Source organism: Streptomyces sp. NPDC056600, from assembly GCF_042792855.1.
In the GTDB taxonomy this organism is placed as follows: domain Bacteria; phylum Actinomycetota; class Actinomycetes; order Streptomycetales; family Streptomycetaceae; genus Streptomyces.
In genome coordinates this window covers 1-19198 of sequence record NZ_JBHTVQ010000016.1, presented here as the reverse complement: position 1 = coordinate 19198, position 19198 = coordinate 1, and the positions used below count along the sequence as shown (strand labels likewise).

Sequence of the window (19198 nt, the reverse complement as noted above, 5' to 3'; positions counted from 1 at the left end):
CGGCGGGCGGCGGTTACAGGGGAGTGGGGGCGAGGTCGCACTCGATGCGCTGGTGGAGCCGGGCCTGGGTGAGCCACGGGTGGTCCGCGCCGACCACCTGCATCAACCCTTCCACCGCCTCGGCGTTCAGCCGGTCCGCCTCCCGCACCTCGCCGAGACCGCGCAGGTCCAGGGCGAGGTTGGCGCGGCAGGACAGCGTCACGGGGTGCTGAGGGCCCGACGCCTCGACGAGCAGGTCGAGGGTGCGGGCGTCGATCTCCCGCGCCTTGCGGAAGTCCAGCTGGGCGTAGTGGCTGTTCGCCAGGCCCATGCACGCGGTGAGGGTGAAGAGGTGACTGCCGCCCAGGGTCTCGGTGAAGCCCTTGGCCGCCTCGCTGTCGAGGATCTCGGCGGCCTCCAGGTCACCCAGCGCGCGCTGGGTCGCCGCGTGGTTGGTCATGGTGACGAGGGTGTAGGCGTGCAGCGGGCCCAGGGTGCTGCGGAAGCGGGCCAGGGTCTGCTCGCCCAGCTCCCGGGAGGCGCCGAAGTCGCCCAGCAGGCGGCGGTCCACCGCGGCGTTGGCGGCGGCGGCCAGGGTGTCCGGCAGGTCGGGGCCGTAGCGGAGGGTGAAGCGCTCCAGGGTGTCCTCGGAGAGCTGGGCGGCCTCCTGCAACGAGCCGTCCTTGCGCAGGCACACGGCGAGGTTCCGGGCGGCCCGGATGGTCGCCGCGTTGTCCTGGCCGAAGACCGAGCTGAGGAGGCGGTAGGTCTCCTCCTGCATGACCCGGGCCGCCGGGTAGTCGCCGGCCTCACGGATGTCGATGGCCAGGCCGTTGAGCGTGTTCAGGGTGAGGCTGTTGGTGGGCCCGTAGACGCTGTCCCACAGCCGCGCCGTCTCGGTGTCCAGGTCCCTGGCGCGGACGAACTCCCCACAGCTGCGCAGGGAGACGCCCAGGGAGTGGGCGGCCTCCAGGGTGGCCGGCTCCTCGGGGCCGAAGAGGTCACGGGCCCGGTTGTCCGCCTCCTCGTCGAGGGCGAGCGCGGCGCGGAAGTCGCCCATGTAGCGCAGGGAGCCGGCCATCTGGGTCATCGAGTCGATGAGGTCCTCCTCGGAGACGGCCGCCCGGCGGGACAGGTCGAGGATGGACTGGTTGATCTCGTGCGCCTCCGGGTGCCGGCCCACCTGGCGCAGCATGAAGGCCAGGAGTTTGCCCGCCCTCAGCACCTGCGGATCGTCCTCGCCGGACTGTGCCGTCCAGGCGGTATAGGCATCGCCCGCCATGGTCGCGCCGGTGTCGTGCGCCCCCCAGTAGTAGAGGTAGAGCACGGTCTCGTTGACGAGTTCGCGCACCCAGCGGTCGGGGCTGTGGACCGCTCCGCTGGCGAGGATGTGCGGCAGGAGCTGCTGGTAGGCGGGCCACTGGTCGGAGCTGCTCGGCGAGCCCGGTTTGGCGTTGGCCAGCAGGACGTGCGCGGCGTTGCGCAGCAGGGTGCGCGTCTCGTCGTCCAGGTTGCCGCCGACCACCGTCTGCATCAGGCGGTGCATCTGCAGGGTGCCGCTCTTGTGGTCGATCTTGACCAGGGACAGCTTGCTGAGTTCCCGGGTGGCGCGGGCGAGCAGCACCGGGTCGCGCAGGACGGGGTCGAGTTCGGGGGTGATCTCGATGTTGCGCGAGGTGCGGAGCATCGAGATGGAGATGGGCTCCGGCGCCATGCAGGCGCAGATCTCCAGGAGTTGCCGGGCGGCGGGGTGGTCCTGGGAGAGGCGGTCCAGGGAGATGTTCCAGGCGGCGGCGACGGAGACGGGATAGTCCGCGGTGGGCGCGAGGTCCAGGATCCCCGGGGTGCGCTCCACCAGCAGCGTCAGGTACTCCGAGACGGGCATCCCGGTGGCCGCGTGCCAGGCTCCGGCCTGCTCGACGGCGAGCGGCAGGTCGCCGAGGGCCTCCGCCAGTCGGCCCGCGTCCTCGGTGCTCAGACCGCGTGCGCGCCGCTGAAGCAGCGCGATGCTCTCCTCGCGCTCGAAGACGTCCACGGTCAGCGGGTGGGCGACCCGTTCCCATTCACGGTTCCGCGAGGTGACGATGATCTTCCCCGGTCCGCCGACGGGGAAGTAGGACCGGACCGCCTCGATGTCCTCGGCGTTGTCGAAGACCAGCAGCCAGTTGCCGTACGGCTCGCCCGTGCGCAGCGCCTCGCGGACGGCGGGGACCGCCACGTTCGCCTGGCGCGGGACGTCCAGCTTCAGCGCCACGGCCAGGTCCACCAGGGCCCCCAGGACGAGGCTCTCGCGCTCCGAGGGGATCCACCAGACCACGTTGTACTCGTGGCTGTGCCGGTAGACGTACTCGACAGCGAGCTGCGACTTGCCGACACCGCCCATGCCGTGCAGCGTGTGCGGCAGCACGGCCGTGGTCTCCTCGTCGCGCAGTTGCGCCTCCACCGCGGCCAGCAGGGCTTCCCGGCCGATGAAGTTGGGGTTCTTCGGCGGGACGTTGCCGAGCACCTTCGGCTGCGAGGAACGGCTGTACGGAGGCGGGGCGACTCTGGTTTCCATGGGCGGTACCTTCTGGGACTCGGTCGCAGGGGGTTGGGTGGTGTCGGTGGTCACGAACGCTCCGCCTCTGGGCGTGGGTGTGTCAGAACTCTCATGATTTTCGTGGGCGGGGTCATCCGTGTCCCCGTGCCGCGCCGTGACACCGGCCAGGACGCGTACCGCCCGGCGGGCGTAGGGCCCCGAGAGCGCCTTGAGGAGCGCGACCTCGAGCCGCACGAAGGAGGGGTCCGCGGAGCGGAAGGCGGCTCCGGCCGGGTCCCTCAGCGCCTCCCGCAGGGCCTCGCCGTGCGCCCCGGAACCCGGCAGCGAGGCGTACAGGTTGATCATGCGGGCCACCTGGCTGCGGGTGCCGGTGGCCAGGAGCGCCTCACGGACGCCCTCGGCGAAGTCGGGGGTGCCGCTGCCGTCGGGTCCGTCCCAGTCGACCAGCCCGCCCATCAGGACCTCGGCCATGTGCTCGGGCCCGGCCTGGTGCAACTCCGGCACCCGGTGGCGGACCTCGTCGATCAGGTCGAAGTCGAGGGGCAGGGCGGCCGCGTGCTGGGCCAGGCGGCGGGCCAGGGGCGAGGCGAGCGAGAGGAAGCGGCGCACCGCCGCCTCGGCGGCGCCGCCCTCCCGCCGGGGCGGGTGCAGCCCGCGGGTGGGCTTCCCGGCGGCGAGGGAGCCCGCGACGACGAACGGCAGCCGCCGCTCCAGCCCCGGCTCCCCGCTGACCACCTCGGCCCAGGTGGTGAACGACTCGGCCTTCAGGCTCAGCACCGGGACCGGGACGCCCTGCGGGGCGGGTTCCAGTTCGGTCGCCCCGGCGACGCCGGAGGCGGGCGGGCGCACCAGGTGGTCGTTGGGGACGGCGAAGCCTCCGGAGCCGAGGTCGCCGCGCCAGGGGTGCACCGAGGTGCGGTGCCAGAGGTAGGTGGGCAGCAGGTGGGCCACGGCGGTGGGGCCGCTGCGCGCCAGCCGGTCGAGGAGGCGGTCGGCGTCGGGGGTGGTCCAGCCGTGCGAGAGGCCGTCGGTGACGAGGAGGTGGACGCGGGTGCCGCGCCCGTCGAGCAGTTCGCCGGGGGCGCCCCTGCGGCCGCCCGGCCAGCGCAGGCTCAGTCCGTCCTTCGGGGTCAGTTCCAGGCCCACCACGCGCACGTCGCGGAAGGCGCCGCTGCGGGCGGCCTCCACCGCCACGGCGGCGGCGTGGTCCTTCCACAGACGCATGCTGGGGGAGGCGTCGACGAGCAGCGCGATGTCGAGCGCCTTCTCCTGGGCGGGCCGCAGGTGGGGGATCCACAGGTTGTCCGCCAGCCCGTGTTCCGCCGTGAGGTCCTCGTCGAGCACGGCCCGGTTGCGCGTCGGCACCCTGCGGCTGAGCAGGTGCAGGGCCCGGGCCAGCTGTAAGCGGGTGGCGGACTGCCGGGCCGTGGCGCCCTCGCCGCGGCCGCGGTCGCCGGCGGGCGTACCGGGGACGGCCGCCGTGGAGCCGGGCCCGTCCGCCCGGCCGGGCGCCTCGGCGAGCAGGAGCAGGCCGGGGTCACCCGCGGGCAGGTCGCGGTACTCCGGGACCGGCTGGCGGCGCTCGTCGTCCTCGGACGGGCCGGCGCCGGACCTCGCCTCCTCCGGTTCCCCGTCCCCGGCGTCCTCGCCGGCGCCCGGTGGGGCGGGCGGCGCCGCGGGGGCGGGCGGGACCGACGCGCGGGCGCGCGCGGCCGCCAGGTACACGGCGTCGGCGATCTCCGTCCAGTGCGCGGTGGCGCCGGGCTCCCTGTCGGCGCCCGCGTCGTCGGGCGCGCGTTTGCGCGGAATGCCGTTCACCTCTAGCGGCCCTTCGCCAGGTCGCGCAGCAGCATCTCCAGGAGCCTATGCCCGCCGTCCTGGGCCTGGAAAACGCCCGTGCTGGTCAGATACGCCGCGTTCAGCAGTTGGTCGACCGAATGCGTGCCTCCGCCCTGGAGCCGGGTCACGAAGTCGTCCAGCAGGGTGTCCAGCCCCTCCGGGCGGTGCCGCAGGTGGCTGGCCACGATGGACATCAACTGCTCACGGGTGGGCGCCTGGAGGTCGAGGGGCAGACAGCGCCGGCGGAACGCGGCGGGGAACTCCCGTTCACCGTTGCTGGTGATGATCACCACGGGGAACTCCCGGCACTCCACACGGCCGCCGTGGACGACCGCCTGACCTCCCGGATCGTCGGTGAGGACCTCGACGGACGGCTGCTTGGTGCGGACGAGTTCGGGAATGGGATAGCTCCCGTCCTCCATGACGTGCAGCAGGTCGTTGGGCAGGTCGATGTCGCTCTTGTCGAGCTCGTCGATGAGCAGGACACGCGGCCGATTGTAGGCCAGCAGGGCCGTGCCGAGAGGCCCCAGCGTGATGAAGTCCCCCAGATACGGGGGGCGTTCGGGGCGCTCGTCACCCTGCTGGGCGGCGCCCGGGTCCACCGGGTCGGCGCCCGCGCGCCAGGCGGCGATGGCCTGCGCGCGCCCGATCGCGTCGTACTCGTACAGGCCGTCGCGCAGTGTGGTCCTGCTGACGATGTTCCAGGACAGCACCCGGCCCAGCCGCAGCTCACGGGCGATCAGGTAGGCGAGCGTGCTCTTCCCGACCCCGGGCGGTCCTGTCACCAGAAGGGGGCGGCGCAGCAGCAGCGCCGCGTTGACGACCTCGATCTCCTCGTCCCGCAGGTGGACGCGGGAGTCGGCCAGCCCGAGCCGGCGGGTGTCGGGACTGCTCGGCTCCGGCGGCGGGTCCTGCACCGGGGCGCCGGAGAACTGCCGCCAGTACGGGGCGGGCGGTATCGCGGGCGGGGCGTCGGGGCCGGAGCCCTCGGGGGGCACGCCCGTCGCGCGGAAGAACCACCAGCCTCCCGTGGAGCCGTCGCCGTCGTCCTCGATCACGTCGTCGTGCGGGCGGTCGGACACCTGGGCACCTCATCCTCATTCGCAGTCGACCAGTCGGAAGGGGTCGTCGAACATCAGGCCAATGCCGGTGACGCCCGCGGCTGCCCGCCGTGCCTCCGCGTCACCGCCCGTCGCGTCACCGCCGGTCGCGCCGCCGCCCGCCGCGCCACGGCCCGCCGAGCCACCGGCGGTCGCCGCCGCCACGCGCAGCGCCTTCACGGCGGCGGGCAGCTGGGAGGCGGGGCGGCCGATGGTCATCAGGAGCTGGCTGGCGACGTGCTCGGGCGGATCGGGGTCGCTGTGCCACAGGGCCACGGCGACGCCCTGGCCGACGGCGAGCTTCAGCGGCTCCAGGCCGTGCCCCGGAAGCGCGGGACCGTTCACGGCGACGGCGCAGATCCGGTCGTCGGCGGCGAGCCGGGTGTGCCACTCGTCGACCGTGCAGGGCTCCTTGTCGCAGCGCCAGTTGTGGCTGCGCACCGCGGGGCTGCTGCGGTGGGCCTGCCAGCGGCGGCGCCACAGCCGCCACTGCTCGCTGTCGCGCAGCCGCATGCGCTCCAGGGAACGCAGGTGCACGAAGTAGCGCATGCTGATCGGCTTGCCGGGGTTGCCGCCCACCGAGGTGCGGATGCCCGCGAAGTCGTGGCCCCAGAGCCGGTGCGGCACGACGAACTCCACGTGCACCGCGCCGGTGTCCTCGGCGTCCGGGTCGGCGTCCATCCACAGGTCGCCCGCCCGGCCCAGGGCGCGGTGGACGGCCGAGCTCAGCTCCCGCTCGGTGGTCCGCTCCGGCTGGCCGGGCCGCGGGTCCCAGTAGCCGCTCACCGGGTTGACCCAGTGGCGCACGAAGACCTCGTCGGAACCGTCGTCGGCCGGATCGACCATGACGGTGAGGCAGCGCGGCGTGTCCGCCTTGGACGGGCGGCGTTCCGTGATGGCCCGCCGCCGGATCTCGAGGGCGTCGAGCAGAGCGGGGTCGTGGCCCCTGGCCCAGCGGGTGCTCCAGTCCCTCAGCCGGGAGCCGGCGTTGGGGGAGGCGACGGTGGCGGCGAGGAACTCCATCAGGACCACCGCGGGCGGCAGGCCGTCGGGCTGCGCGTTGAACTCCAGCAGGTAGAGGAACAGCTCGTCCGGGGGGATGCGCGGCAGGTCCAGGTTGAGCTCCCGCAGGAGCTGGTCCCGCAGGTGGGGGTGGGCGCGCGGTCCCAGGTCCTGTAACAGCAGCAGCGCCGCGTCGCGGTGCTCGCGGGCGATGCCGTCGATCACCGGAGTGGGCGGCGCGGGGGCGTCGGTGGGCGCGGTGAAGGCCGCCTCGATGCGCTGGTCCAGCAGCTGGGCGTCGTCGTCGCCGATGTAGACGCGCACCGTGCGGATCAGGGCGACGCGTCCGCGCTCCACCAGGGCGGGGTCGTCGTCGGGGAGGAGGGCGTCGGTGAGGAACACGAGGTCCGCGCGGGGGGAACGGGTGACGCCGGGGGGTTCGACCCGCGCCAGGCGGGCCGCCATGTCGACGAAGGGGGCCCGGATCCGGTCGTTGCGCAGCTCCTCGAACTTGCACAACTCGTCGACGAACGCCAGCCGCAGTCGCTCCAGCGGCGTCGATGGCCACCGATTGTCCATCTGCACCGACCATCCCCCATGAGTCGGCGGGGCGATTCCCCGGCCCGGGAAATTACCATGCCCTTTCCGGGCTCGCCAGACACACCGGACGCCGCTGTACACGGGGATCACGAGGGTCCCGGACCGTCCGCACCGGGTGGGGCCGGACGGGGCCGGCTGGGGCCGGGGGGAGTTCCGCGGCCCGGCCGCGGCGCGCACGCGGAACGGCCGTGTCCCGGACGAGGCGCTGTGCGGCCCTGGTGTGCCGATCGTCACCGGCGGCGGGGAATGCCCCGGCATACCGACTGGTTCGCACAAGTACGCGGACGCGCGCGTCGTCGAACGGCGCCCGCGCCCGCGCAGTGTGACCGAAGACTGCCCGCTGACTGTCCCTCCCTTAGGAGCCCCACGTGACCGTCGCCACCGGTGCCGAGATCGCCGACCGCGCCTCCCAGGTCCTGGCCCGCCCGCTCACCATCAACGGCATGACGCTGCGCAACCGTCTGGTGATGCCGCCCATGACCCGCAAGTTCTCCCCGGGCGGAGTGCCGGGCGAGGACGTCGTCGCCTACTACCGGCGGCGCGCCGCGGCCGAGGTCGGGCTGATCGTGACCGAGGGCACGTACGTCGACCGTCCGGCCGCCGGTGACAGCCGCCGGGTGCCGCGCTTCCACGGCGAGGACGCGCTGGCCGGCTGGCGCGAGGTCGTCGAGGCGGTGCACGCCGAGGGCGGGAAGATCGTCCCGCAGCTGTGGCACGTCGGCATGACCCGCCCGGAGGGCCGCGGCCCGTCCCCGGACGCCCCGTCCGAGGGCCCGTCGGGCCTGCTGCTGAACGGTGAGGCGGCCCCGAACGGCCGCGCGATGACCCAGGAGGACATCGACGCCACCGTCGCCGCCTTCGCCCGGGCCGCCGCCGACGCCGAGCGCGTCGGCTTCGACGGCGTCGAGCTGCACGGCGCCCACGGTTACCTCATCGACCAGTTCCTGTGGGAGCGCACCAACCGCCGCACCGACGGGTACGGCGGCGACGCGGTGGCCCGCACCCGCTTCGCGGTGGAGATCGTCAAGGCGGTCCGCGCCGCGGTCTCGCCCGACTTCCCGGTCATCTTCCGCTTCTCCCAGTGGAAGTCCGACGCCTACGACGCCAAGCTGGCGACCACCCCGGAGGAGCTGGAGGCGGTGCTGCGGCCGATCTCCGAGGCCGGCGTCGACGCCTTCCACGCCTCCACCCGCCGCTACTGGCTGCCCGAGTTCGAGGGCTCCGACCTCAACCTGGCCGCCTGGACGAAGAAGCTGCTCGGCAAGCCGGTGATCACCGTCGGCTCGGTGGGCCTGGACGGCAACTTCACCGACGCCTTCGCCGGCAAGGGCGCCCCGGTGCGCGCCGTCGACGACCTGCTGGACAGCGTGGAGCGCGAGGAGGTCGACCTGGTGGCGGTGGGCCGCGCGCTGCTCCAGGACCCCGAGTGGGGCGCCAAGCTGCTCGGCGGGCGCACGGACGAGCTGACGCCTTACGACGCCGCCTCGCTGATGAACCTGCACTGATCCCCGGCCCACACCACCGCCGGGACGCGAACGGGCCCGGGGCGCGGACCGCCTCCGCGCCCCGGGCCCTTCCCGTCGCCGTCGCCGCGGGCTCCTGCCGTCGCCGTCGCCGTCCGGCGGGGCCGCCGCGCGTCCCGGTCAGCCCATCGGTTCGACGGGCACGACCCGGGGCTCGCCCCAGACGCGCAGCACCTCGTAGTCGGTGAACTCGTGCACCAGCCGGTACGCCATGGCGGGGCGCGGGGAGCGGCGCTCGGCGGCCAGGAACAGCTCGGCCTCCCGGCGGTCCCGGCGCGGCGTGCCGCACAGCTCCCAGGCGCGGCCGTTCCACGCCTCCGGCAGCCAGCGCTGCTGCGGCTGCGGACGGTCGCCGTGCATCCCGTACCGCGACGGCACCGGGTCCACCGGACGGTCCGGGACCGGCCCGCCGCTGAGCCGGGCCCGGCGGGCCGAGCGGCGGCGGGTCTCGCAGAGCAGGCACAGGTCCGGCGCGCTCGCGTCCACGGGCCCGCCCGGGTGTTCCGGGCAGCGGGTGGCCGGGGCGGCCGTGGTGACGGTGTCCTCCAGCAGCTCCATCGCGCGCCGCAGGTCGCCCTTCAGCTCGTGCAGCCGCGAGTCGGGGGTGTCGGCGCCCAGGGCCTCCCCGTGCTCGCCGAGCACGCGCAGGGCGCGGCCCAGGGCGTTGAGCTGTGCGTGGTTCACGGCGGTGCGGTCCTTTCCGGGAGGTGACGAGACCGGCGCGACGGTGCGGGAGCGGGACCGGCGGAAGCCGGAGCCGGGCGCCTCGCGGTGACGTCGCGGCGGGCCGCGGCGGGTCGACGTGCGTCGGAGTGCGTCGGAGTGCGGCTTCCAGCGTCGCACACGCCGGGCCGGCCCCCCGAGCGCGCGCGGCGGGCGCGGCGGCGCACAATGCGGGCATGACCGCATCCCACGCCGACCCCGCCGACCTCGACGCGCTGCGCGCCCGCTGGGCGCGGACCCTGACCGCCGCCCGCGGCGGGGCCGCGGAGCCGGATCCGGCGCCGTACGCGGAGAACCTGCTGGCCCGCTGGGCGGAGCCGCAGCGGCACTACCACACGCTCACCCACCTGACCGCGGTGCTGGACCGGGTGGACGAGCTGGAGCGGCACGCGGCCGACGCGGACGTGGTGCGCCTGGCGGCCTGGTTCCACGACGCCGTGTACCGGCCGGACCGTTCCGAGAACGAGGAGCGGTCCGCCCGCATCGCCGAGACCGCGCTCCCCGAGGCGGGCGTCGACGCGGCGAGGACGACCGAGGTCGCGCGCCTGGTCCGGCTCACCGTCACCCACGACCCGGCCGAGGACGACCGTGACGGCCAGGTGCTGTGCGACGCCGACCTGGCGGTCCTCGCCTCGCCGCCCGAGGCGTACGCCGCGTACACGGCGGCGGTCCGCCAGGAGTACCACTTCGTCCCGCCCGAGCTGTTCCGCGAGGGCCGGGCCGCGGTGCTGCGCCAGCTCCTGGAACTGCCCCGGCTGTACCGCACCCCCCACGGCGCGGAGCGCTGGGAGGCGACCGCCCGCTACAACCTGCGGGCCGAAATGGACCTGCTCACCGGCTGATCGCCGCCTAGGCTCCGTACATGACAATTCTGGGGGCCCTCGGGGGCGACGCGGCGGCGCGAGCGGTGACGGACACGGTGGCGGAGGCGGTGGCGGCGCTGCGGCCGGCCGCGGGACGCGACTGGTCCGGCGTCCGGGCGGGCCAGGTCGAGTGGGACTGCCTGCACACCGCCGAGCACATGGTCAGCGACCTCTTCGCGTACGCCACGCAGCTGGCGACGCGCGCGCCGGCCGCCTACCGGCCGGTCGAGTACACCCTGGACCCGCCGGGCACCGGTGCCGAGGGGGCCCTGGAAGCGATCGAGGCGGGCGGCGTGATGCTCGCCCTGGCCTGCCGCACGGCGCCCCGCGCGGCCCGCGGCTTCCACCCGTACCCCTTCCGCAGCGCGGGCCGGGAGGGCTTCGCCGCGATGGGCATGGCGGAGGTCCTGCTCCACACCCACGACATGGCGCAGGGTCTGGACGTCGCATTCCGGCCGTCCGCCGAGCTGTGCGGCTACGTGCTCGCGCGGCTCTTCCCCCACGTGCGCCAGGGCGACGACCCGTGGCGGACGCTGCTGTGGGCCACCGGGCGCGGGGAGCTGCCCGGCGAGGAGCCGGTGGACGGGTGGCGCTGGTACAACAACCCGCTCGTCGAGGCGGAGCGGCTGACGCTGGAGGCGCTGACCGTGCCGGCCGCGGCGGACCTCGCGCTCGGCGGCGACGGCGGCTTCGACTGGGTCTCCGGCGGGCCGTTCGAAGGCACCCGGGAGGGCGCCTCCCTCATCACCGCGGCCTACGAGAAGGGCGCGTTCCGGCCCGAGTGGGGTTCCTACGTCCTGGTGCGCCGTGAGGACGACCGCGCGGTCGGCTCGATGGGCTTCCACGGCCCGCCGGACGAGGAGGGCCGGGTGGAGATCGGCTACGACCTCGCGGTCGCGGCCCGCGGCAAGGGCTACGCCACGGAGGCCCTGCGCGCGCTCGCCGGGTGGGCCCTCGCACGGGACGGGGTGAGCGTGGTGACCGCCAGGGTGGACCCCGCCAACGCGGCCTCGCGGCACGTGCTGGAGCGGGGCGGCTTCCGGCAGGCCGGCCACGTGGACGGGGCGGGCGGGGTACTGGTCTTCGAGCGGCGGGGGGACTGACCGCGCCCGGTCGCTGAGGCCGGGGCCCGCCGCCGGTCAGCCGGCGGCGAGCCGCGCCCTCTGCAGGGCGTTCAGCCGGGCGACGTAGAGGGCGGTCGCCACGGCGGTGGGCACGATCAGGAGGCGCAGGACCAGCCCGAGCAGGGCTGGGCCTTCCAGGCTGTAGGTGTACCAGCTGTCGTAGTCCGGGTCGGAGCAGCACTCGCCGACGGAGTGGTAGTCGAGGGTGCCCGAGTCGGCCCACTCGTAGGCGCCCCAGTACCAGAAGGCCGGGGCGGTCAGGGCGCCGACCACCCAGAAGCCCCACCAGACGTGCAGCCGGGCCGCGGGGGCCATGGCGCCGCCGGGGGGGCTGGAGGCGTGCCAGACGTCGTCGGCGATCTGCTTGGGCAGGAAGAGATTGCCGAACGGGACGAACCAGGACCACAGGGCCGTCGCCCTGCCGTACCGCAGCCGACCGGGGGCGAAGTCCTCGGCGACGGCGCGCACCCGGGCGCACCAGAACAGCCACGCCACGATCAGGGCGACGGCGGTGCCGGTCTGGATGCCGCCCCAGACGTAGGCGATGTCGTCGGTGATCTCGGAGGAGTACTCGACCGAGGTGCCGTCCAGGTTCAGCTGGGTGATGGTCGCCCCCACCGCCACCAGCGCGTGCAGCGTCAGCGTGATGTGGACCGCGACCGTGGACGGATGGGCGCCGTCGTGCCCGTGGCGTTCCTCGGCCAGGGTGCGGAGCGGCGAGGAGGTCCCGCCCCGGGGGGCCGGGGCCGCAGGGGTTCCGCCGGGGGGTGTCGCGCTCCCCGGCGTCGCGCCTGCGGGTGCGGTGCCGGGCGCGGGTGCGTCCGGAGGCGGCGTGCTTCCCGGCGGCACGCTGGGTGGCGCCGCGTCCACAGGCCACGACGGCGGGGCGTCGGGGACGGTGAGGGGTGCGGTCGCCGGGGCGGCGGGTGCGGCGGCCGGGGCGGGAGGCGGTGTCCCGGCGCGCGGCGGTGAGGCCTGCGGCGGGACGGGCAGGACAGGCGGAACGGTCGGGGCGGATGCGGCGGCCAGGCCAGTGCGGGGGTCCTCGTGTTCCAGGAGCTGTGCCGCGTCCTGCCCGAGCCGGGCCAGCACCGGGGCGGGCAGCCACGGGCCGAGGTGGCGGAACTGGGTCTCGTCCCGCCCCCTGAGGGCGGCCAGCGAGGGCCGCGCGGCCGGGTCCTTGGCGAGACAGTCCCGCACCAGCGGCAGCAGGGACTCCGGGACGCCGGTGAGGTCCGCCTCCTCGTGCACCACCCGGTACATGAGCGCGTGCGGGCCGCCCTCCGACACGTCGAAGGGCAGGCGTCCGCAGGCGGCGAAGGCGAGGACCGAGCCCAGCGAGAAGACATCGCAGGCGGCGGTGAGGCGCTCGCCGCGCACCTGTTCGGGGGCCATGAAGCCCGGGGAGCCGACGATCACCCCGGTGGAGGTCAGGCCCCCGTGGGTCGGGCCGTCCAGCGCCCGGACGATGCCGAAGTCGATCACCTTGGGACCATTGATGGTGATCATGATGTTGGAGGGCTTCAGGTCACGGTGGACGAGCCCCGCGCTGTGGATGTCGGCCAGCGCGTCGCACAGGCCGGACGCCAGGCCGCGCACCGAGCGCTCGGGCAGCGGACCGTGACGGGTCACCACCTCGCCCAGGGTCGGACCGGGGACGTAGGCGGTGGCGACCCAGGGCCGGTCGGCCCGCGGGTCGGCGTCCAGGACCTCCGCCGTCCAGTCCCCGCCGACCCGCTGGGCGATGGAGACCTCCTCGGCGAAGCGGAGGCGGAAGTCGGGAAGGGCGGCCAGCTCGGAGCGGATGGACTTCACCGCCACCATGCGGCCGCGGGGGGAGCGGGCGAGGTACACCACTCCCATCCCGCCCTCGCCCAGACGGCCCAGCAGCCGGTAGTCCGCCACACGTACGGGATCGTCCTCACGCAGGGCCAGCACAGCGCGGAGCCTCCTTCACCACGGGCGCCGACGGCGCGCGAACACCGCAGGAGCGTAGTGGAGGGAGGCGCCCCGCCGGGTGGTTTCACCGAGTACGCACGGGTTCCTCGTTCCTCGCCCTAGGCTGCGGCTCCGGGCCCGCCCCCGCGCTTGCGGCGGCGCAGGCCGGCGGCGTGCAGGAGGCGGACGATCTCGCGGCTGCGGACCGGGAGCGCGCCGGCCGCCACCGCGTCGGCGTAACGGTCGGCGGGGATGTCGTAGTGGTCGCCGTCGAAGGCGCGCCGGGGCGCGCCCAGCAGCGCCGCGAAGGCGTGCAGCTCGTCGAAGGAGACGTCGCTGATCAGGTGGGACCACAGCCGGCCGTGTCCGGGCCAGTCGGGCGGGTCGATGTAGGCGGCCACCGGATCAGGAGGCCCCCGGCAGGGCGGAGGCGAGCCCGCCGACCGCCGCCACCCGTACGCCCGCCTGGTGGCACACCCAGTGCGGATCCGGCCCCAGCTCCGGCTCGACCTCCAGCGCGTGCGGCTCGCCGTGCGCGCAGACCGGGCACAGCGGCCACCGCCCGTACCTGTCGAGCAGCGCGTCCTGGACGTCCTGCGCGACCAGGCCGGGCAGGAAGCCCGCGCCCTCCGGCCACTGTTCCACCCACCAGCGCCGCTGCACCACCGAGTCCTCGACCAGTGAAACCACGTCGGCCTGGGCGACGTCTCCAGCTACCAGGTCGGCGAGGACCAGGGCGCGTGCCGCGTGCACGGCCTGTTCGAGGGGGCTGATGGCGCTCATGCCCCCATTGTCACGCGCCCTTGACCGCGGCCAGGCGATGAAAATATCTTTCAGGTACCCCTCGTGAGATGAAGGAAATTTTCGTGAGCGCAGCGAGCCAGCCGTCCGCCGCCCGCAGGGCCGCGACCCGCTCCCCGGGCCGGGCCGTGGCGCCCGCGCCCGCCCCGCCCGCTCCGGCCGCCCTGGCGGCGAAGGTGCGGACGCTGGCCCCGTCGATGACGCGGTCCATGCAGCGGGTCGCCGAGGCCGTCGCCGGTGATCCGGCGGGCTGCGCGGCGCTCACCGTCACCGGGCTGGCGCAGCTCACCGGCACCAGCGAGGCCACCGTGGTGCGCACGGCGCGGCTGCTGGGCTACCCCGGCTACCGGGACCTGCGGCTCGCGCTGGCCGGTCTCGCCGCGCAGCAGGAGTCGGGCCGCGGGCCCTCGGTGACCGCCGACATATCCGTGGACGACCCGATCGCCGAGGTCGTCGCCAAGCTGGCCCACGACGAGCGGCAGACCCTGGCCGACACGGCCGCCTCCCTGGACACCGCGCAGCTCGGCGCGGCCGTCGCGGCGATGGCGGCCGGGCGGCGGATCGACGTGTACGGGGTGGCGGCCTCCGGCCTGGTCGCCCAGGACCTGGCGCAGAAGCTGCTGCGGATCGGGATGGTCGCGCACGCGCACAGCGACCCGCACCTGGCCGTCACCAACGCCGTGCAGCTGCGCGGCGGGGACGTGGCGGTGGCGATCACCCACTCCGGCTCCACCGGGGACGTGATCGAGCCGCTGCGGGTGGCCTTCGAGCACGGCGCGACGACGGTGGCCATAACCGGCCGCCCCGGATCACCGGTCACCCAGTACGCGGACCACGTGCTGACCACCTCGACGGCCCGCGAGAGCGAGCTGCGGCCGGCCGCGATGTCCTCGCGCACCGGTCAGCTGCTGGTCGTCGACTGCCTGTTCGTGGGCGTCGCCCAGCGCACCTACGACCGCGCCGCGCCCGCCCTGTCCGCCTCCTACGAGGCGCTCGCGCACCGCCACCGACGCTGACCCGACCGCACCTCCCGCCGCGCCCACCCGTCGGCCGTCCCGATTCCGTTCCCCGATCCCGCCGTCGTCCCGACCGGCTCGCCCGCCCGCCGCCCCGACTCCGCCCGCCCATCCCGCCGTCGTCACGACCGGCCGCGCCCGCCAGCCGTCTCGGCTTCGCCCGCCGGTGCCGCCGTCCTCATCACCGACTTCGTCCGCCGATCCCGCCCCACGATCCCGGGAGTGCCCGCCGCCATGTCCGGTGCCGAACTGAGAGTCCAGCTCGAAAGCCTCGCCACCGAGGCAGCCCGCCCCGACCTCGCCGAGCTCGACCGGCTGCCCACCGAGCGGATCGCGGAGCTGATGAACGAGGGGGACGCCGCCGTGCCCGCCGCGGTCCGCGGACAGGTGCCGCGGATCGCCGCCGCCGTGGACGCGATCGCCGCGCGGATGGCGCGCGGCGGCCGCCTGATCTACGCGGGCGCAGGGACGGCGGGCCGGCTGGGCGTGCTGGACGCCTCCGAGTGCCCGCCCACCTTCGGCACCGCCCCCGGGCAGGTCACCGGCCTGATCGCGGGCGGCCCCGAGGCGCTGGTGACGTCGATCGAGGGCGCCGAGGACGACGCGGACGCCGCGCGGGCCGACCTCGACGCGCTCGGCCTGACCTCCGGCGACTGCGTGGTCGGAGTCTCCGCCTCGGGGCGGACGCCGTACGCCGTGGCCGCGGTGCGGCACGCCCGCGCCGCCGGGGCCCTCACCGTGGGGGTGGCGTGCAATCCGGGCAGCCCGCTGGCCGCGGCGGCGGAACACCCCGTCGAGGTCGTGCCCGGTCCCGAGATCGTCGCGGGCTCCACGCGGCTGAAGGCCGGCACGGCGCAGAAACTCGTCCTCAACATGCTCTCGACCATCACCATGGTCCGCCTCGGCAAGACCTACGGGAACCTGATGGTCGACGTCCGGGCCACCAACGAGAAGCTGCGGGCGCGCGCCCACCGGATCGTCGCCCTGGCCACGGGCGCGCCGGACGAGGAGGTGGCCGCGGCGCTGCGGGCCACCGGCGGCGAGGTCAAGCCCGCGGTGCTGGTGGTGGCCGCCGGGGTGGACGCGCAGACGGCGGCGCGGCTGCTGGAGAAGTCCGGAGGTCACCTCAGGGCCGCGCTCGGCGGGGCGGCGGACTGACGCGGGACCTCAGGTGCCGGCGGCGTCCGGCGGCGCCTCGTTCCCCTCGTTCCCCTCGTTCAGCAGGTGGAACAGCAAGTGGTCCTGCCACCGCCCCGCTATGCGCAGGTACCGCGGGGCGACGCCGAACGGGGTGAAGCCGTTGCGGCGCAGGACGCGCTGCGAGGCGGCGTTGTGGAACAGCGTGCACGCCTCCAGGCGGTGCAGCCCCAGCTCGCCGAAGGCCAGGCGCACCGCGTCGGCGACCGCGGCGGTGGCCAGGCCCCGGCCGCCGGCCTCCCGCGCCACCCAGTAGCCCAGCGACGCGGACAGGAACGCGCCGCGGACGACGTTGTTCACGCTCAGCCGGCCGGCCAGGCGACCGTCCTCGTCCAGGACCGCCAGCGGGACCATCACGCCGCGGGAGTGCAGTTCGAGGCATTCGGCGAGCACCGCGCGCTGCCCGGAGGCGGTGAACCAGGAGTCCGGGCGCGCGGGTTCCCAGGGGTCCAGGAACTCCCGGTTGCGGCGGAGGCAGGCGGCGAGCTCCTCGGCGTCGTCGAGTGTGACGAGGCGGGTGACGGGCGGCTGCATGGTCAGTTCCCTTCCAGCGCGCGGTGATGGCCGACCACCGGGCGGCCGTCGAGGAGGAAGTGGCCGGTCACGGTGAAGCCGCAGCGTTCCAGGACGCGGCGGGAGGCCAGGTTGTCCTCGTCGGCCGTCGCGGTGAGCGCGCGCAGGCCGTACAGCTCGGCGGCGGTCCGGCACAGCTCCCGCACGGAGGCGGTGGCCAGGCCCCGGCCCGCGTACCGCTCGGCGACCCGGTAGCCCAGCTCGGCGGAGCCGTCGGTCACGTCGACCAGATTGACGCGGGCCGCGATCTCCCCGCCGTCGCCGCGCACCACGTGGAAGTGGCAGACGCCCGCCTCCTGTTCGGCCAGCAGGGCGCCAAGACGGTCCGCGAAGTGGGCGAAGTACGCGTCGCCCCGGTCCGCGACGGTGCGGGCGAACCAGGCGCGGTTCTCCTGCTCGAAGGCCAGCAGGGCCTCCGCGTGGCAGGCGCGCAGGCGTTCGAGGGTGGGCATGGCGCGAGGGTACGCGCGGTGGCGCCGACGCGCCCCGCCCTTCCGGAAGATCACGACGCCTGCCGCGTCCGGCCGCCGTCCGCTGTGCGCGGGCGGGGACCGCGTTAGCGTGACGGCATGACTACTCCCGCGGACGTACGACGAGTTGACCGTGACCCCGAGCTGCCCGGGCGGCTGCTCACCGCCGAACGCGACGCGCTGGTCCCGCTGCTGCGGTCCCGGCCCGACGCCGACTTCGACCTGCCGGTGCCCGCCTGTCCCGGCTGGAGCGTGCGGGACGCGCTGTCCCACTGCGGGGCGGTGCTCACCCGTCTGGTGGAGGACCGGTGGGAGCGGGGGACCGGCGGCCCCGAGGCCAACGCCCGGGACATCGCGGAGCGGGCCGGCTGGCCGGTGGCGCGGATCGTGGACGAACTGGACCGGGGGATGGCCGAGGCCGGCGCCGCGATCGCCCGGAACGAGCGCGGGTCGCGGGACGGGGTGGCGTTCGGCGAGTGGGTGCACGCCGGGGACGTGCGCGAGGCGTGGGGCCTGCCCGGGGCCTACGCGGGACCCGGGCAGGCGGACGCGCTGCGGCTGCTGGCCTGGGTGACCGCGCACTACGGCCTGGCCACCGTCCACGCCGACCTGGACGGCTACGACGAGCCTCTGCGGCTGGGCGACCCCGCGCGGACCCCGGCGCGGTACATCGGCGACGCGGCGACGCTGGTCCGGCTGTGCACGGGGCGGTCGACGGCGGGAGCGTCCTACGAGCTGGCCGGGGTGAGCGAGGCCGAGCTGAACATCTTCGGCTGACCCGGCGGTGCGGGGCGCGTACCCTGGGGGTCCAATTGGACTAGACCTATGTGGTGGTGGCCCGTGAGTCTCGTGAGTGCGGAGCGTCCGGTGCTGGAGGTGATCGCGCTCGACGCCGAGGACGCGGTCGCGGCGCGGGAGGGCGGGGCGGACCGCCTGGAGCTGGTGACCGACATGGCGGCCGACGGGCTGTCCCCGTCGGCCGCCGTCTTCGCGGCGGTGCGGGCGGCGGTGGACCTGCCGGTGCGCGTGATGCTGCGCCTGTCCGACGGGTTCTCCGCCGGGGGCGACGCGGGGGTGGGCGAACTGGTCCGCCGGGCGGGCGAGCTGCGGGAGGCGGGCGCGACGGAGTTCGTGCTCGGCTTCCTGGACGGGTTCGGGCTGCTCGACCTCGCGGCGACGGAACGGGTGGTGGCGGCGCTGGACGGCTGCGCGTGGACGTTCCACCGGGCGCTGGACCACGCGGCGGACCGGGCCTCGGTCCGCAAGGCCCTGGCGGGGCTGCCGGGGCTCGACCTGTGCCTGACCGCCGGTGCGGCCGGCGGGGTGGGGACCGGCCTGCCCGTGCTGCTGGCCGAGGCCGCGGCCGCGACCCCCGGCGACCCCGGGCTGATGGTCGGCGGCGGCCTGCGGCTGGACCACGTGCCGCCGCTGCGGGCGGGCGGCGTCCAGGCCTTCCACGTCGGCGGCGCGGTCCGCGACGAGGGCGGCTGGGCGGGCAGGGTGTCCCCGGCCGCGGTGCGCGCCTGGCGCACCGCGGTGGACCTCGTACCCGCCGCGTGACCGTCGCGCCGCGTGGCCGCCCGGTGGTCGAGCAGTCCAGCCGCGCCGTCGGGCGGGCAGCGCAGCCTCGTGGCTGCCGGTGGCCGACCAGCCCGGCCGCGTGGCCGTGCCGACGGCCGCCTGGCCGTCGAGCCGTCGAGCCGTCGAGCCCGCGGGGCTGCCGGGCGGTCGAGCGGTCGAGCCCGCGGGGCTGCCGGGCCGCATGGTGCCCGAGCCGCCCAGCCGCGTGGCCGCCGCCCAGCCGCGTGGCCGCCGAGCCCGGTGGCTGCCGGGACGGGTGGCTGCCGTCGAGCCACCGTCCGCGCCGCCCAGCAGCCGGGCTGGGTGGCCGTCGGCCGCTCGGCTGCCGCC

Annotated in this window: 16 protein-coding genes; 7 read left to right on the top strand and 9 right to left on the bottom strand. The window is 75.4% G+C overall.

The window, feature by feature from the left end; translation table 11 throughout:
- Nucleotides 1-13: 13 nt before the first annotated feature.
- Genes fxsT through ACFRAV_RS10915 form a run of 3 tightly spaced genes read right to left on the bottom strand, consistent with a single transcriptional unit; the run spans nt 14 to nt 7038 of the window.
- Nucleotides 14-4336, bottom strand: a complete 4323-nt coding sequence (fxsT, locus tag ACFRAV_RS10925; RefSeq protein WP_382553702.1) for an FxSxx-COOH system tetratricopeptide repeat protein — start codon at nt 4334-4336, stop codon at nt 14-16.
- A gap of 2 nt (nt 4337-4338) precedes the next feature.
- Complete coding sequence (locus ACFRAV_RS10920) at nt 4339-5439, bottom strand: AAA family ATPase (RefSeq protein ID WP_382553700.1); 1101 nt, start codon at nt 5437-5439, stop codon at nt 4339-4341.
- A 15-nt stretch (nt 5440-5454) separates the two neighbouring features.
- Nucleotides 5455-7038, bottom strand: coding sequence for a hypothetical protein (locus ACFRAV_RS10915; RefSeq protein ID WP_382553867.1), 1584 nt, complete (start codon nt 7036-7038; stop codon nt 5455-5457).
- A 389-nt stretch (nt 7039-7427) separates the two neighbouring features.
- Here ACFRAV_RS10915 and ACFRAV_RS10910 point away from each other — a divergent pair, with 389 nt between their 5' ends.
- A complete protein-coding gene (locus tag ACFRAV_RS10910; RefSeq protein ID WP_382553699.1) occupies nt 7428-8564 on the top strand; it encodes an NADH:flavin oxidoreductase in 1137 nt (378 codons plus the stop codon).
- A gap of 138 nt (nt 8565-8702) precedes the next feature.
- Here ACFRAV_RS10910 and ACFRAV_RS10905 read toward each other — a convergent pair whose 3' ends face one another.
- The gene (locus ACFRAV_RS10905) at nt 8703-9266 is read right to left on the bottom strand and encodes a hypothetical protein (RefSeq protein WP_382553697.1); all 564 of its coding nucleotides are present in this window, start codon (nt 9264-9266) and stop codon (nt 8703-8705) included.
- 215 nt (nt 9267-9481) lie between these two features.
- Between ACFRAV_RS10905 and ACFRAV_RS10900 the strand changes: the two genes are divergently transcribed.
- Together ACFRAV_RS10900 and ACFRAV_RS10895 are read left to right on the top strand one after the other, a co-directional pair.
- Entirely contained in the window at nt 9482-10147 is a 666-nt protein-coding gene (locus tag ACFRAV_RS10900) for a hypothetical protein (RefSeq protein WP_382553696.1), read from the top strand.
- A 20-nt stretch (nt 10148-10167) separates the two neighbouring features.
- Nucleotides 10168-11271, top strand: a complete 1104-nt coding sequence (locus ACFRAV_RS10895) for a GNAT family N-acetyltransferase (RefSeq protein WP_382553694.1) — start codon at nt 10168-10170, stop codon at nt 11269-11271.
- 36 nt (nt 11272-11307) lie between these two features.
- On the opposite strand, the gene ACFRAV_RS10890 is transcribed toward ACFRAV_RS10895, so the two are convergent.
- From ACFRAV_RS10890 to ACFRAV_RS10880, 3 genes are all read right to left on the bottom strand, one after another.
- Complete coding sequence (locus tag ACFRAV_RS10890; RefSeq protein ID WP_382553693.1) at nt 11308-13230, bottom strand: DUF4328 domain-containing protein; 1923 nt, start codon at nt 13228-13230, stop codon at nt 11308-11310.
- A gap of 119 nt (nt 13231-13349) precedes the next feature.
- Complete coding sequence (locus ACFRAV_RS10885; RefSeq protein ID WP_382553691.1) at nt 13350-13631, bottom strand: DUF4031 domain-containing protein; 282 nt, start codon at nt 13629-13631, stop codon at nt 13350-13352.
- Nucleotides 13632-13635: 4 nt separating this feature from the next.
- A complete protein-coding gene (locus ACFRAV_RS10880) occupies nt 13636-14013 on the bottom strand; it encodes a hypothetical protein (RefSeq protein WP_382553688.1) in 378 nt (125 codons plus the stop codon).
- Nucleotides 14014-14081: 68 nt separating this feature from the next.
- Here ACFRAV_RS10880 and ACFRAV_RS10875 point away from each other — a divergent pair, with 68 nt between their 5' ends.
- Complete coding sequence (locus tag ACFRAV_RS10875) at nt 14082-15047, top strand: MurR/RpiR family transcriptional regulator (RefSeq protein WP_382553685.1); 966 nt, start codon at nt 14082-14084, stop codon at nt 15045-15047.
- A 234-nt stretch (nt 15048-15281) separates the two neighbouring features.
- Nucleotides 15282-16205 (top strand): N-acetylmuramic acid 6-phosphate etherase, encoded by a 924-nt coding sequence (murQ, locus tag ACFRAV_RS10870; protein WP_382553864.1) that lies wholly within the window; start codon nt 15282-15284, stop codon nt 16203-16205.
- Between the two features lie 9 nt (nt 16206-16214).
- Here murQ and ACFRAV_RS10865 read toward each other — a convergent pair whose 3' ends face one another.
- Nucleotides 16215-16778 (bottom strand): GNAT family N-acetyltransferase, encoded by a 564-nt coding sequence (locus tag ACFRAV_RS10865; protein WP_382553682.1) that lies wholly within the window; start codon nt 16776-16778, stop codon nt 16215-16217.
- Between the two features lie 2 nt (nt 16779-16780).
- Complete coding sequence (locus tag ACFRAV_RS10860; protein ID WP_382553681.1) at nt 16781-17269, bottom strand: GNAT family N-acetyltransferase; 489 nt, start codon at nt 17267-17269, stop codon at nt 16781-16783.
- Between the two features lie 117 nt (nt 17270-17386).
- Between ACFRAV_RS10860 and ACFRAV_RS10855 the strand changes: the two genes are divergently transcribed.
- A complete protein-coding gene (locus ACFRAV_RS10855) occupies nt 17387-18064 on the top strand; it encodes a maleylpyruvate isomerase family mycothiol-dependent enzyme (RefSeq protein ID WP_382553679.1) in 678 nt (225 codons plus the stop codon).
- Between the two features lie 63 nt (nt 18065-18127).
- A complete protein-coding gene (locus ACFRAV_RS10850) occupies nt 18128-18847 on the top strand; it encodes a copper homeostasis protein CutC (protein ID WP_382553677.1) in 720 nt (239 codons plus the stop codon).
- Nucleotides 18848-19198: the final 351 nt, after the last annotated feature.

Bases quoted from the DNA above. Each gene is read 5' to 3' on its own strand.
- ACFRAV_RS10915 (WP_382553867.1), bottom strand. From the start codon at position 7,038: ATGGACAATCGGTGGCCATCGACGCCGCTGGAGCGACTGCGGCTGGCG.
- ACFRAV_RS10900 (WP_382553696.1), top strand. From the start codon at position 9,482: ATGACCGCATCCCACGCCGACCCCGCCGACCTCGACGCGCTGCGCGCC.
- ACFRAV_RS10895 (WP_382553694.1), top strand. From the start codon at position 10,168: ATGACAATTCTGGGGGCCCTCGGGGGCGACGCGGCGGCGCGAGCGGTG.
- ACFRAV_RS10880 (WP_382553688.1), bottom strand. From the start codon at position 14,013: ATGAGCGCCATCAGCCCCCTCGAACAGGCCGTGCACGCGGCACGCGCC.
- ACFRAV_RS10875 (WP_382553685.1), top strand. From the start codon at position 14,082: ATGAAGGAAATTTTCGTGAGCGCAGCGAGCCAGCCGTCCGCCGCCCGC.
- murQ (WP_382553864.1), top strand. From the start codon at position 15,282: ATGTCCGGTGCCGAACTGAGAGTCCAGCTCGAAAGCCTCGCCACCGAG.
- ACFRAV_RS10865 (WP_382553682.1), bottom strand. From the start codon at position 16,778: ATGCAGCCGCCCGTCACCCGCCTCGTCACACTCGACGACGCCGAGGAG.
- ACFRAV_RS10860 (WP_382553681.1), bottom strand. From the start codon at position 17,269: ATGCCCACCCTCGAACGCCTGCGCGCCTGCCACGCGGAGGCCCTGCTG.
- ACFRAV_RS10855 (WP_382553679.1), top strand. From the start codon at position 17,387: ATGACTACTCCCGCGGACGTACGACGAGTTGACCGTGACCCCGAGCTG.